Origin of the sequence: Bradyrhizobium sp. SZCCT0153 (assembly GCF_018129995.1) — a bacterium.
GTDB lineage: Bacteria > Pseudomonadota > Alphaproteobacteria > Rhizobiales > Xanthobacteraceae > Bradyrhizobium > Bradyrhizobium japonicum_G.
This window is the reverse complement of sequence record NZ_JAFCKS010000001.1, coordinates 1,590,529-1,603,408: the sequence shown is the minus strand read 5'-3', so window position 1 is coordinate 1,603,408 and position 12,880 is coordinate 1,590,529. Positions and strand designations below refer to the sequence as shown.

10 protein-coding genes and 1 pseudogene are annotated in these 12,880 nt (G+C 63.9%); 6 read left to right on the top strand and 5 right to left on the bottom strand.

The window, feature by feature from the left end; all coding sequences use genetic code 11:
* Positions 1-61: 61 nt before the first annotated feature.
* Both JQ572_RS07735 and JQ572_RS07730 read right to left on the bottom strand, forming a co-directional pair.
* On the bottom strand, positions 62-3,190 hold the full coding sequence (locus tag JQ572_RS07735; RefSeq protein WP_211382435.1) for a DEAD/DEAH box helicase: 3,129 nt from the start codon (positions 3,188-3,190) through the stop codon (positions 62-64).
* A 342-nt stretch (positions 3,191-3,532) separates the two neighbouring features.
* The gene (locus JQ572_RS07730) at positions 3,533-3,793 is read right to left on the bottom strand and encodes a hypothetical protein (protein WP_211382340.1); all 261 of its coding nucleotides are present in this window, start codon (positions 3,791-3,793) and stop codon (positions 3,533-3,535) included.
* A 122-nt stretch (positions 3,794-3,915) separates the two neighbouring features.
* On the opposite strand from JQ572_RS07730, the gene JQ572_RS07725 reads away from it, so the two are divergent.
* Positions 3,916-4,647 (top strand): DUF3750 domain-containing protein, encoded by a 732-nt coding sequence (locus JQ572_RS07725; protein WP_211382339.1) that lies wholly within the window; start codon positions 3,916-3,918, stop codon positions 4,645-4,647.
* A 103-nt stretch (positions 4,648-4,750) separates the two neighbouring features.
* Here the strand turns inward: JQ572_RS07725 and JQ572_RS07720 are convergent, their stop codons facing one another.
* Positions 4,751-5,707, bottom strand: coding sequence for a MurR/RpiR family transcriptional regulator (locus tag JQ572_RS07720; RefSeq protein ID WP_211382338.1), 957 nt, complete (start codon positions 5,705-5,707; stop codon positions 4,751-4,753).
* Positions 5,708-5,950: 243 nt separating this feature from the next.
* Between JQ572_RS07720 and JQ572_RS07715 the strand changes: the two genes are divergently transcribed.
* From JQ572_RS07715 to JQ572_RS07695, 5 genes are all read left to right on the top strand, one after another.
* Entirely contained in the window at positions 5,951-7,492 is a 1,542-nt protein-coding gene (locus tag JQ572_RS07715) for an ABC transporter substrate-binding protein (RefSeq protein WP_211382337.1), read from the top strand.
* Between the two features lie 78 nt (positions 7,493-7,570).
* On the top strand, positions 7,571-8,515 hold the full coding sequence (locus JQ572_RS07710) for an ABC transporter permease (protein WP_211382336.1): 945 nt from the start codon (positions 7,571-7,573) through the stop codon (positions 8,513-8,515).
* A complete protein-coding gene (locus JQ572_RS07705) occupies positions 8,512-9,372 on the top strand; it encodes an ABC transporter permease (protein WP_211382335.1) in 861 nt (286 codons plus the stop codon). The genes JQ572_RS07710 and JQ572_RS07705 overlap by 4 nt, the downstream gene beginning before the upstream one ends.
* Before the next feature lie 3 nt (positions 9,373-9,375).
* Positions 9,376-10,350 (top strand): ABC transporter ATP-binding protein, encoded by a 975-nt coding sequence (locus tag JQ572_RS07700; RefSeq protein ID WP_211382334.1) that lies wholly within the window; start codon positions 9,376-9,378, stop codon positions 10,348-10,350.
* Complete coding sequence (locus JQ572_RS07695; RefSeq protein ID WP_211382333.1) at positions 10,347-11,312, top strand: ABC transporter ATP-binding protein; 966 nt, start codon at positions 10,347-10,349, stop codon at positions 11,310-11,312. The genes JQ572_RS07700 and JQ572_RS07695 overlap by 4 nt, the downstream gene beginning before the upstream one ends.
* A gap of 4 nt (positions 11,313-11,316) precedes the next feature.
* Here JQ572_RS07695 and JQ572_RS07690 read toward each other — a convergent pair.
* Positions 11,317-11,433: pseudogene (locus tag JQ572_RS07690) on the bottom strand (aldehyde dehydrogenase family protein); the annotation flags it as partial.
* 188 nt (positions 11,434-11,621) lie between these two features.
* On the bottom strand, positions 11,622-11,828 hold the full coding sequence (locus tag JQ572_RS07685; protein ID WP_211382332.1) for a hypothetical protein: 207 nt from the start codon (positions 11,826-11,828) through the stop codon (positions 11,622-11,624).
* Positions 11,829-12,880: the final 1,052 nt, after the last annotated feature.

The window sequence follows — 12,880 nt, the reverse complement described above, 5'->3', positions numbered from 1 at the left end:
CAGCCGGGGGCCGGGCAGCGTTCCATTGCCATTATCGACGCCTTGACAGCGCAAACCTGCCTCAGGCGTCCAGCAGGTCAAGGAATTCCTCGACCCGGCTGAACGCATCCTCGTCTCGGCGACCGGCGTAGACGACGCGGTCGCCGTCGCGCTGGAGTGACCGCGCCTCGGACTTCCCCTCGGACGTCCCCCTGGATTTCCGCAGCCGCCCCGGCAGGAACGTCGCGGCGACGGCCTCGGGTCCGACATCCAGCCTGACGATGCCGCGCCGCTTGCAATCGATCCGGAGTCTTGCGGCTGCGAAGAAGTCGCGGGCCTCCGGCGGCAGCCTGCCGAACCGGCGCGAGATCTCCTCCTCCAGGTCTTCCAGATCGTCGTCGCTTCGGCACCTGGCGGCGCGCCCATAGATTTCGAGGCGGACCGCCTCCGATTGCACGTAACCTGCAGGCAGCATGTCGGCCATCGGGAGATTGAGATCGGGCACCCACAGATCGGTGCCGTTGTCGCTGGCGCGCTCGGACGCCAGCTTCAGGAGATGACTGTAGAGCACGGGTCCGAACACCTGGACGTGCCCGGACTGCTGTTCCGAGAACAGATCGCCGGCGCCCCGGAGATCGAGATCGCGCTCGCTGATGGCAAAGCCGGCACCCGGCTTGCTGAACTCCTCCAGCACCGCCAGACGCTTCTCGGACTGCTCCGAGGTCGATTCCGTCAGCAGATGGGCGAATGCACGCGTGCCGCCGCGTCCCACCCGCCCCCTGAGTTGATGCAGCTGCGCCAGGCCGAACTTTTCCGGCCAGCACACCACGATGGTGTTGGCGCGCGGAATATCGAGACCGCTTTCCACGATATTGGTCGCCAGCAGAACATCCGCTTCGCCGTCGACGAAGCTCATCATGCGGTCGTCGATGTCCTCGACGGGCAATCTGCCGTGAAGACAGACGATGCGCAGATCGCCCGCTACCGATTGCACCCGTGCCAGCATCGGCTCCAGATCCTGGATGCGCGGACAGATCAGGAAGCTCTGCCCGTTGCGCCTCCGCTCGCGCAGCAGCGCCGCGGCAATCGCGGCCTCCGACAGCGGCGCGATCCTGGTCACGATGGGAAGCCGATGAACCGGCGGAGAGGCGATCACGCTGAGATCCCTGAAGCCGGCAAGACCCGCCGCGAGCGTGCGGGGAATCGGCGTCGCGCTCATCCAGAGCGAATGGGCACCCTTGGCCAGGCCCGACAGCTTCGCCTTCTCCGCCGCGCCGAAATGCTGCTCCTCGTCGATGATGACGAGGCCGAGGTCGGCGAACTTCACGTCCTTGGCGCTGAGCGCCTGCGTGCCGACCACGATTTTCAGCCGGCCGCGCCGCAGCGCTTCCTTGGTCTCTCGCGTCTCGGGGCCTGAATTGGCCCGCGACAGGCTTCCGACCTCGATGCCGAGAGGGCCGAACCGCTTGCGGAAGGTCTCGACATGCTGTCGGGCCAGCACGGTCGTCGGCGCCGCGATCGCCACCTGCTTTCCCGACAGCGCCACCGCGGCCGCCGCCCGCAGCGCCACCTCGGTCTTGCCGAAGCCGACATCGCCGCAGACCACCCTGTCCATGGGATGGCCCGCCGCCAGATCGTCGAGCACGTCCTGGATCGCCTGAGCCTGGTCGACCGTGGGAAAATAGGGGAAGCGCGCGACGAATTTTTCGTAAGCAGCCCCCGGCGGCACCAGCTTGGGGGCACGGCGGCGGCGCCGCTGGCTGATGTGCTTGGCGAGCGCCTTCGCGGCCACCTGGATTTCGGCTTCCGCCGCGGTGCGCCGCGCCCACCAGGTGCTGCCGTCCGCCTTGTCGAGCGCCAGCTTGCCGGGCTCACCGGCATAGGGCCAGATCACCGCAAGATCGGACGGCGGAACGAGCACGGCGTTGTCTGCGGCAAAGGCGAGCCTGATCATCTCGCGCCGCGATCCCTTCCCCATGTCGAGGGTCTGCAAGCCGTCGAGCACGGCGAGCCCGCGTTGCAGATGGATGATGGCGGCGCCCTTCTCCGGCACGTCGGGATGATCGAACGCCGGATTCCAGGCGCGCGCCATCGGCTGCGGATGATGAGCCCGGCTCCCGAGCACGTCGGAGGCGGTCACGACGACAAGGGGCTTGCGGCCGACGCCGATGAACCCCGCATCGAAATCGGCGAGCAGCGCGCCTTCGCGGCTTCGTCCTTTCGCCACCTCGCTCCAATCGGCAAGGCGCTCCGCCTTGATGCCGCTCATGCGCTCCATCGCGCGCAAATCGTCCTCGATCGCCGCGACGAACAGCAGCCGCGATCCCGCGCGCTGCATGTCGGCGACGAATGCGCGCAGCGCCTTGCGCGGCGAGGCGAGCTTGGAGAATTCGGGCGTCGAGGTGAAGGCGGCCTTTCGCGGCAGCACGCTGATGCGCTTCTTCAGCTTCTTCCAGTCCGCCTGCCCGAGATATTCGCGCTCCGCGTCCCTGCGGCCCGCGGCTTCCTCGATCGTGCCCAGCCAGCTCTCGGCGTGGGCCGACACCCCGGCATCCGCGATCCATCGCGCGCGGCTGCAATAATCCGGCAGCGTCGCCCGCTGTCCGCGCTTGGCGCCCAGCGCGATCCGCTCGGACATGGCGTCGACGATCAACTCCTTCGTCTCGTAGACCACCTCGTGCTCGATCGGATCGACAGCGACGATCTTGCGGATCGTCTCGCCGGAATGCTCGATCCGGAAGGGCGCCAGCGCGCCGGCGGGAAACACTTCGAACGTCTTGCCATGGAACAGGACGCCGCCGGGATATTCCGCCTCCTCGTCGAGATCGTAGCCGAGCCCTTCCAGCCGCGTCTCCAGCTCTGCTTCCGAATAGGCCGCGCCCACCTTCAGCGTGAGGCTCGACCTCGACCAGCTCGCCGGCAGCGGCAGCCGTTCCATGATGGCTTCCGCGGTCGAGACCAGGAAGACGGGTTTTTTAGCCTTGGCGAGACGCCGCAACACGGAGCTGCGCCGGCCCGCGATCTCGCGGGACGGCTCGAGGCCGTCGAAGGGCAGCGTGTTCAGGCGCGGAAACACCAGCACCTCGACTTCAGGATCGAGCCCATGGATCACGCCGCCGAGCCGCTCTGCCCGGCTCTCGTCGTCGCAGAGGAAGACGAGGCCGTCGCGGCCGGCTTTGCTCCACTGCTCCAGCAGGTGCAGCGCCAGCATGCCGAGCGGCGACGAGGACGCGATCGCGGAACGCGTCGCATTCCTGGAACTCATGGAATTCCTCGCCCCCGCGGAATCCCTGGAATTCTTGGAATTCCTGGAATCCTTGGAAGTCCTGGCTTTGGTCCTGGTCGCGCCTTTCGCGGCGCGGGTTTTCGTGGCGGGCGCCAATTTCAATCCATCTTTGTCGGCAGGCAGAATAGAGCGATGACGAGCCATCCGGTCGAGCTCCCTCGACAACGCAATACGGCCCCAAACGCTCGATGAGGTCATTACAATTTTGCGATGGCGTTGGAAAGCAGAGACGCAAGGCGAAGGCAAGCGCCCTGAAGGCGCAGAATCCTACTGCAGCACCTTCGGCAGCACCACGACCACATCGACGCTCTGCGCGAGGATGTGCGACGCGACCACGGCGAGATGGTGCGAGAACTCGTCCTCGATCTCGGACGCGCAGTCTTCGTCCCTGGCGACAGCGAACAGCAGGTTGCCGTCGACCTCGTCGAAGCGGATGCCCAGGAAGAGGCGATCGAACGTCTCGGCGCCTGCGATGAACGCGATTCGCGCCTGGATAGCCTGGTCCTCGACGAGTGACAACTTCCTCATGGCAGCAACATATGGCCGCACGTTGCGAATGCAAGAGCGGGACGGCGCTGGCGCGAGGGCGCCTGCGAACTATATTCACTGCATCGTCCCGCTTGAAGCGCCATTCACCCTTGAGGAAAGTCTTGATTCTCTTTCTGCTGCTGATCTTCCTGCCGATCGGCGTGTCGGCCGGCAGCTATTATCTGCGCGGCGACGGCCGCGGCAATTGGCAGATGGCGGATCGCTCCAGCGCCGGCCTGCTGCCGCCGGCCTCCAGCAATCCGGACGCGCTGATCCGCGTCTTTGCCGCGCGCACCGTGCGCTGGCGCAGCATCTTTGCCGTCCATACCTGGATCGTCGTCAAGGAGAAGGACGCTTCGGCCTACAGCCGCTACGACTACACGGCGTGGGGCGACCCGATCCGCAGCAACGGCTTTGCGCCCGACGGCCGCTGGTTCGGCGCCATACCGGAAACGGTGGTCGCGGTCGACGGCGCGCGGGCCGAAGCGCTGATCCCGAAGATCCGCGACGTCATCGAGACCTACAGGTTCCGCGCCTATGGCGATTACAACGCCTGGCCGGGCCCGAACTCCAACACCTTCGTGCAGGCGGCGCTGGATTCCGTGCCCGAGCTGCGGGCCGTGCTGCCGCCGACCGCGATCGGCAAGGACTATCCCTACAGCGGACGCTGGGCCGGCATCACGCCATCAGGCACCGGCCTCTATGCCTCGCTGTCGGGTTATCTCGGCATGACCATCGGCTGGGTCGAAGGCATCGAGATCAACTTTCTCGGCGCGGTGCTCGGCCTCGACATCCGCCGTCCGGCGCTGAAGCTTCCCGGCATCGGCCGCCTCGGTGTCGCGGCGGGTGCGTAAGCGAGGCGGCGACATCGTCGGTGCCGTGACGATGGGGCGTGGCACTCGCTTTTTCCACATCGTCATAGCGAGCGCAGGAGGCGGCATCCCCATCCTCCAAGCTTCAGTCTCCCAGCGGCCCTTTGGCGTCCCCGTCGCTCCCCTTCAGCAACTCGTATTTGATCCGCCGCATGCGTGCCTGGGCTTCGAGCGGCTTGCAATAGGCCGTGGACGCGGCGAGCAGATCGATGGTGGCGAGAAGCGCATAGCGCGAGGCCGTCGGCTTGAGCGCGTCGGGCGCTTCGGGCACGTGCACGCCAAGCGCAATATCGGCGATTGAAGCCAGCCTGCTTTGCGGCTTGGTGATTGCGACGACCAAGGCGCCGTATTGCCTGGCGATACTGGCTGCCTCGATCACTTCGTTCGCTTCACCCGTGGTCGAGATGGCAACGACGACATCATCCCGCCCGAAGGTCGCTGCGATCATGCGCATCAACCTCGGATCGGAGGCGTGGGACACGGCGATGCCAAGACGAAAGAACCGGTTCTGAACCTCCGCCGCCGCAAGGGTCGAACCACCCCCCACGCCGAACGCCGCGAGTTTCGAACAGCGGGAGATGGCTGCGGCAGCCCTCTCGATGTCCTCCTTCCGAAGCCCCTCCTCGACCGCGGCAATGGCACGGCGAATTTCCTGAAACACCGACCGCCAGAGCGCGGGGCGCGCCAGATCCGTCCCGACATGCGGGGGCAGTTCAACGTAAATTCGCCCAACCGCCATTGCTTGAGCCAGCCTCACCTTGAGGTCACGGACGCCGCGGCAGCCAACGGAACGGCTGAACCGGGTGACCGTCGGCTCGCTGACGCGCGCCCGGCGCGCCAACTCGGAATTGCTGGCGTGAACGGCAAACTCGATATCGGCGAGCAGCACCGTGGCAACGCGCTGCTCCGACGGGCTGAGGCCCGGAGCGCTCTGCCTGATGAGGGAGATGATGTCACCAGCCACGACATTGTCGTCGCCGGGCGGCTTCGAGACCGCTGCACCAGGGGCTCTCGCCGGGTCATTTCGCTTTGCACGCGGCATTGCCCGCTCTTCCTCAGGTCAGATCAACCCGCGCCCTTGGCACGAAGCTGCCGTAAGAAACCTTCAGCATTGACCAAACCCATATCGGCATGCCGTTATCAAGAGTAGCATTTTCTGCTTGATAATTGCCGAATTCTATATGTAACTTTCAAACAAGCAATAGCGTGCCGTCAGAACCAACAGCTGAAAGGCACATCCCCCTGCACCGGAAGCAGGCGGCTCAACAGGGCGGGAGAAGCGATCATGAGATACGGTCCAGGTGTCTTGATGCGTGGCGTCGTCGGCTTGGCCACCGCGTCGTTCCTGATTGCGCAGGCCAATGCCGCCACCCTGCTACGCGAAGCCACCATCGGAGAACCGCCGCCGCTCGATGTCATGCTGACGACGGCCGACGTCGCATCGGTCATCGGCCGCCATATCTTCGAGACCCTGTATGCGCTGGACTCGACCTACACGCCGCGTCCGATGCTGGCCGAGAGCGATCGCACGGAAGACGGCGGTCGGACCATCGTCATCAAGCTCCGCGAAGGCGTCCTCTTCCACAACGGCAAGGAAATGACTGCCAAGGACGTGGTCGCCTCGATGACGAGATGGGGCAATTTCGGTGCTCGCGGCAAGCTCCTGATGGCCGCGGCCACATCAGTCGAGGCAACCGGAAAGTATGAAGTCACGCTGAAATTGTCAGCGCCGAACGGCGCCTGGAAAGCTCTCATTGCCGACGTCAATGGCGGCCTTGCGATCTATCCGGAAGAGATAGCCGCCAACGCGGGAAACCGGCCGATCGAGCAGAAGGACTATATCGGCACCGGGCCTTACAAGTTCGTGGAATGGCGGCCGAACCGCTATGTCGAGGTGGAGAAGTTCGATGGCTACAAGCCGGTGAAGGAAAAGGGCGACGGCTTTGCCGGTGCCCGCGTCGCCGGCTTCGACAAGATCCGGTTCATTCCGGTGCCTGACGTCGGCACGCGCGTGAGCGGCGTGCAGGCGGGCGACTACGACTATGCGGAAATGGTCTCCGGCGATCTGTACGAATCCCTGAGCAAAGACCCATCGGTTCAGGTGCAGCGCACGAACGCGCCGATCTTCGGCCTTTTCTTCATGAACTCGAAGCAGGGGATCCTGAAGGACAATTACAAGCTCCGCCGCGCCATCCAGGCCGCGCTGGACAAGTCGCAGGCGCTGCGCGTCGCCTTCGGTCCCAAGGACCTGTGGAATGCCGAGGGATCGATCTTTCCCAAGGGCACGCCCTGGTACTCGACGGATGGCGTCTCCAATTACAGCGCCCACGATCCGAAGAAGGCCAAGGAGCTCGCGAAGGAGGCGGACTACACGGGAACGCCGATCCGCCTGCTGGTCTCGACGAATTACCAGGCACACTATGACGAAGCGTCAGTCTTCACCCGCCAGCTGGCCGACGCCGGAATCAATGTTCAGATGATGGTCGTCGATTGGGCGACCCTTTTGAAGATGCGCGGCCAGCCGGAACAGTGGGACATCTTCGTCACCCACCATTCGTTCGCGCCCGACCCGCTGCTGCTGACGTTCCTGAATGCGAGCTATCCCGGCTGGTGGGACAGCCCCGAGATCGGCTCGCTTCGGGCTGAGTTGATCAACACGACCGATCCAGCCGCGCGGAAATCGACATGGGACAAGATCCAGTCGCTGATCTACGAACAGGTGCCGGTCATGAAAGTAGGCGATGCCTACACCTATGACATTGCTTCTCCCAAGCTCAAGGGACTCAACCCGAACGGTCCCGTCTTCTGGAACGTGTCCACGAAATAAGGACGGGCAATGAGGCCGCGAGGACTGTCGAGCGCCGGCGCCGGCGCGCATCGTTGCCGCTGACAGCCGCATAATCACATGTGGTCTTACGCACTCAAGCGCGCAGGAACGACGGCGGTGACGCTGCTGGCAGCGTCCGTCATCATCTTCGCGTTCATCCATATCGTGCCGGGTGACCCCATCTATGTTCTGCTCGGCGACACCGCCACCCCCGACCAGATCGACGCCTTGCGACACCAACTCGGTCTCGACCAACCGATCATCCTGCAATATCTGAACTGGGCCGGACATGTGCTCGAGGGCGACCTCGGGCGCTCGATCTTCTTCCAGGCGCCGGTGCTGTCGGTGATTGCCGATGGTGCCGAGACCAGCACCCTGCTCGCCACCATGACGATGATCTGGGTTGCGGTCATCGGTGTGCCGATCGGCATGATTGCGGCCGTCCGGCACGGCACGTGGCTCGATCAGGGACTGTCCGGCGCGGCGATGCTGATGGCCTCGATACCCACGTTCTGGGTCGGGCTCTATCTGATCCTGATCTTTGCCGCCTGGCTCGGCTGGTTTCCGAGCTCCGGCTATCCGTCGATCTTCGAAGGCGGTGTCGTCAATCTGCGCTATCTCGTCCTCCCCAGCCTGGCGCTTGCGGCGCCGAACGCTGCTTTGATCCTGCGGCTGACGCGCGCCAGCATGCTCGACGTCTCCCGCGAGGACTACGTGCGCACGGCGCGTGCAAAGGGAATCCGGCCCTGGCAGGTCGTGCGCCGCCACATCTGGCGCAATGCGCTGCTGGCGGTCGTCTCGGCATTCGGCTTCACTTTCGCTGCTCTGCTGTCCGAAGCGGTGGTGACCGAAACCGTGTTTGCCCTGCCCGGCATCGGCCGCCTCGTCGTTCAGTCGATCCTCCGCCGAGACTACCCGGTGATCCAGGGCGTCATCCTCGTCATCGTCGTGGTTTATCTCCTGGTCAATCTGATGGTCGATCTGAGCTACCGTCTGCTTGATCCGCGGGTCGAACTCCAATGAGCACCAACAGCGCCACCTTGTGGCTCAGGCCGTTCATCGCTCGCCCGATCGCGCTGGCCGGGCTCGGGGTCCTTCTGGCGACCGTGCTCGCCGCGGCCTTCGCACCCTGGCTGGCGCCTTACGATCCGTACGCCATCGATCCGCTGATCCGTCTGACGCCCCCGAACGTGACCCACTGGTTCGGCACCGACCAATTCGGCCGGGATACCCTGTCACGCACGATTCAGTCAGCACGGATGGCACTTCTGATCGGCTCGGGCGTGGTCGTCTTCGCCCTCGCCACAGGCGTTCCGGCCGGCGTACTTTCCGCTCTGTTCCCGCGGCTGGGTCACCTGCTGATGCGCATGGTCGACGTGCTGATGGCCTTCCCGACTCTGCTGCTCGCACTTGGTCTGATTGTCATCCTGGGGCCGAGTGTGGCCAATGTCATTCTGGCCATCGGGCTCGGCTACATGACGACTACAACGCGCATCGTTTACGGTCTGACGCTACGCTTGCGCGCGGAAACTTATGTCGAGGCATCCCGCAGCATGGGCGCCGGAACCGTATGGCTCATCAGTCGGCACATCTTGCCGAACCTGGTCTCACCGCTTCTCGTACAGGCCAGCTTCGTCTTCGCCTTCGCGCAGCTTGGCGCGGCCTCACTCGATTTCCTGGGCCTTGGCGCCCCGCCGGAGATTCCAAGCTGGGGCAACATGCTGGCGGAATCGCGCACCTTCATCACGCGCGCGCCGTGGCTGCTCATTTTCCCGGGCATGATGATCGTGGCGACGGCATTCTCGCTGAACCTGGTCGGCGACGCATTGCGCGATCGACTCGATCCGCGGTTCCGTCAGGTCTTTGGTGAGAAGGGTTAGGCCGTGCTGAGTGTTCGCGACCTTACGGTGTCAGTGGGACCGGCAACCGCACCGGTCGACATCGTCGCGGGCGTGTCATTCGGACTGGCCAAAGGCGAGATCCTCGGTCTCGTCGGCGAGTCCGGCTGCGGAAAGAGCATGACCTCGCTTGCGGTCATGGGATTGCTGCCGCAACCCGGTCCCCGGGTCCGGGTCGGAGAGGTCCTGTTGGAGGGCTGCGACGTAACGCAGTTGCAGCCCTGGCAACGTGTCGAAGCGGGCCACGGCCGCATGGCAATGATCTTTCAGGAGCCGATGACCTCACTCAATCCGGTTCGCCGGATCGGCGATCAGATCGCCGAAGCCGTGCGCGTACATGAGGGGATTTCGGGCGCGGCGGCCCTCTCCCGTGCGTGCGAACTGCTCGAGCTGGTGCGCATGCCCGACCCGAGAATGCAGCTGTCGGCATATCCGCATCAGCTGTCCGGAGGTCAACGCCAGCGGGTCATGATCGCGATTGCGCTGGCCTGCAGGCCGCAGGTGCTGGTCGCCGATGAACCGACCACAGCGCTGGATGTCACCATACAGGTTCAGATTCTCGGGCTCTTGCGCGAGCTGTGCAATCGCCTCGATATGGCAATATTGTTCATCACCCACGACATGGGAGTCGTTGCGCAGCTCGCCGATCGCGTGGCTGTCATGTACGCCGGCCGGATCGTGGAAACCGCAGCGGTCGATGAGCTGTTCGGGAAACCGCGTCACCATTACACCCGTGGACTGATGGATTGCATGCCGTCGCGAAATTCCGGCGCGCGCCGGCTGCCAACCATTTCGGGTCAGCCGCCGGTGCCGGGTACGGTCGCTGCCGGCTGCGTCTTTGCCTTGCGCTGCGCAGCGGTGCGCGACGTGTGCCGCGTGGCGACCCCGCCTCGCATGGAGGTCTCCCGAGGACACGAGGTGCTCTGCGCATTCCCGCTGGGCGGCGGGGAACTGCCATGAGCGGAGATGTCATCCTCGACGTCCGGGACATCATGGTTTCCTTCAGTGCCAGGCGAGCCGGTCGGAAATACCGGGTGCAAGCGGTGGATGGTGCGTCGCTGTCGCTGGCCGAAGGAGAGGTCCTCGGCATCGTCGGCGAATCGGGATGCGGCAAGACCACGCTGGGCCGAACCATCGTCGGGCTGGTCCGTCCCGACAGCGGCACCATCAGATTCAATGGAGCCGACATGATCGGAGCCGGCAGCTCCAGTCTCCGCGAGATGCGCCTGAAGGTCCGGATGGTTTTCCAGGATCCCAACGCATCGCTCAACCCACGGCGCGCAATTGGAGACTCGGTGGCGGAGGCGGGCGATATCAGCGGCTTCTTCAAGACCCGTGCCGAGCGCAGCGCAGCCATAGCTGCCACGTTGACGGCCGTCGGCTTGAATCCGGCTTTCGCCGATCGCTATCCGTACGAACTGAGCGGCGGGCAACGGCAACGGGTCGGAATCGCACGCGCCATTCTTCCCACGCCGTCCATCATCATCGCGGACGAGCCGGTCTCGGCCCTCGACGTTTCCGTGCAGGCGCAGGTGCTCAATCTGATGATGGACCTGCGTGACCAGCTGAGACTGTCGATGCTCTTCATCTCGCACGACCTTGGCGTGATAGGACAGATCAGCAGCCGCGTCGCCGTCATGTATATGGGCCGGATCGTGGAGCACGCCCGGACACGGACGGTCCTGGATCAACCGCTCCATCCGTACACGCGCGCGTTGGTCGCAGCAATTCCGAAGCCGGATCCTTCAAAGCGGATCCTGGGCGCGATCGAAATGGGTGAACCGCCAAGCCTCTTCACACGACCGCGCGGCTGCGCCTATGCGCCGCGCTGTCCATTAGCCAGCGACCGCTGCTTCGTTGAGGTGCCGAACCTTCGGTCTGCCGGCACGGATGGTCGAACAATCGCCTGCCACAACGTATAACCTGCTCGTTCGCGATGCCGATCGCTTCCTCCTCGGTATCGAAAGGAATGATCGACAGAACGGGTCCGAACACTTCCTCCTGGGCGATCGCCATCTTGTTTTCCACGCCGGTAAAGATGGATCGTCTGGACCAGGATGATTTCCATGCTCACGGGACGACGACTCCAATCGCATCGGCAAGGGGCCACAACGCGAGTGACGTGCACGAAAGAGACTCAAGTTACGAGGAAGATATTCTGAAAAGAAAGGCATGCCGAAAAGCAGTCATGCCTGGACCGTCGCCGCAATTCGCGGCTCAAGCGCGCCAGATCACTGAAAGTACGACAGCTGATCTTCCGTTACGACCCGCTCGACATTCTCCGACTTGCTCTTGATACGGTATCGAAGACGTCCATCTGCCTCGATGGGCATGCATTGAACGATGGTGTAAACCATTGCTGGATCGGTTGCGGCACGTCCTTGTGGACCTTGCGGCTGGTGGCGAACCTCTTCGTTCGGCTTATAGGCATATGACATGTGCTTACCTCCAACGTCATCCACGATGGCTCTACCGTAGAGCATGCTGTCACGCAATGTAACCACATTGAATGCGCGCGCATTGCCAATTTGGTTCCGCAATTGGGTGCAGCGTTGTCCGGCGGCAAGCTTGGGGCGCCGATCGCCACCGAGGCTCGATGAGAGATCGCGCCCGGTAGCGATTCATCGCTCGCGAACACACTTTCGCCTCCTCGCGGCGCGTTTCGCCCGAGCTTTGCCTGGTCACTCCACCCTCTGAAAGCCAAGAGGGCGCAGGGAAGGCCGGGTGCTGACCTCGCACCCACGGTCCGCTGCGCGAAGATGTAGCGCAAAAAGACCGCACAGCAGCATACAGGTGGTGCCAATCACTCGGCCTTCCCTGCGCGATGGTTGGACGGCTTATGCCGTGCTCTCCCGGGAGCCGAGTTCGTTCTGGGCTCCCTCGCCCTCGCGAATTGACGATGCTGTCCGCCCGGTTGGGCTCGCACACACCTCCGCGAAAGCTTGACCGTAGCAACGACGGCCAGGACCACACGGTTTTGCCGTACGCACGGCCCGCCATTTCGCCGCAGTTTTCCCGGCCCTGTCGACGGAGCCGGAAACTTGCAGACGAGACGAACCTGACAGCGCCACTCGTCCGCACGCGGCCGCGGACTCACAGGGACTACCCGCCCTGCCCGCACCTCTCATGCCGACGCTGCCGCGTCCACCGCAAGCCCGGCTCGCGAACAAGACGACAACGAGATCGCCCCTCAAGGTTGAGCCGGGATGGACGACACATACGCCAAAACCGAATTTCGGTAAAGTGGAATATTTCTGCGGGGAGAGGTTGACGGGGTGGTGGTGTTTTGCCCGACGGGCAATGGAGAACGACTATTCGCTCAGTCGGATGCTTCGATGCGCAAGGTCGAGAGATTTTTCCTCGAGATTGCGTTAGCACGCTCGAGCGGTGGATAAGAGATTTGTATGAACAGCATGGCTTTTCCCTGCCACCTCAACAGCAAGGGGCAGATCTCGCTGATTGGAAGAGAGCTCTAGCAATCGGAGCGCAA

What these genes read in the sequence shown, in the direction of transcription:
- JQ572_RS07735 (WP_211382435.1), bottom strand. Translation starts at nt 3,190, where the DNA reads ATGCTGGCGCTGCACCTGCTGGAGCAGTGGAGCAAAGCCGGCCGCGAC.
- JQ572_RS07730 (WP_211382340.1), bottom strand. Translation starts at nt 3,793, where the DNA reads ATGAGGAAGTTGTCACTCGTCGAGGACCAGGCTATCCAGGCGCGAATC.
- JQ572_RS07720 (WP_211382338.1), bottom strand. Translation starts at nt 5,707, where the DNA reads ATGCCGCGTGCAAAGCGAAATGACCCGGCGAGAGCCCCTGGTGCAGCG.
- JQ572_RS07715 (WP_211382337.1), top strand. Translation starts at nt 5,951, where the DNA reads ATGAGATACGGTCCAGGTGTCTTGATGCGTGGCGTCGTCGGCTTGGCC.
- JQ572_RS07710 (WP_211382336.1), top strand. Translation starts at nt 7,571, where the DNA reads ATGTGGTCTTACGCACTCAAGCGCGCAGGAACGACGGCGGTGACGCTG.
- JQ572_RS07705 (WP_211382335.1), top strand. Translation starts at nt 8,512, where the DNA reads ATGAGCACCAACAGCGCCACCTTGTGGCTCAGGCCGTTCATCGCTCGC.
- JQ572_RS07695 (WP_211382333.1), top strand. Translation starts at nt 10,347, where the DNA reads ATGAGCGGAGATGTCATCCTCGACGTCCGGGACATCATGGTTTCCTTC.
- JQ572_RS07685 (WP_211382332.1), bottom strand. Translation starts at nt 11,828, where the DNA reads ATGTCATATGCCTATAAGCCGAACGAAGAGGTTCGCCACCAGCCGCAA.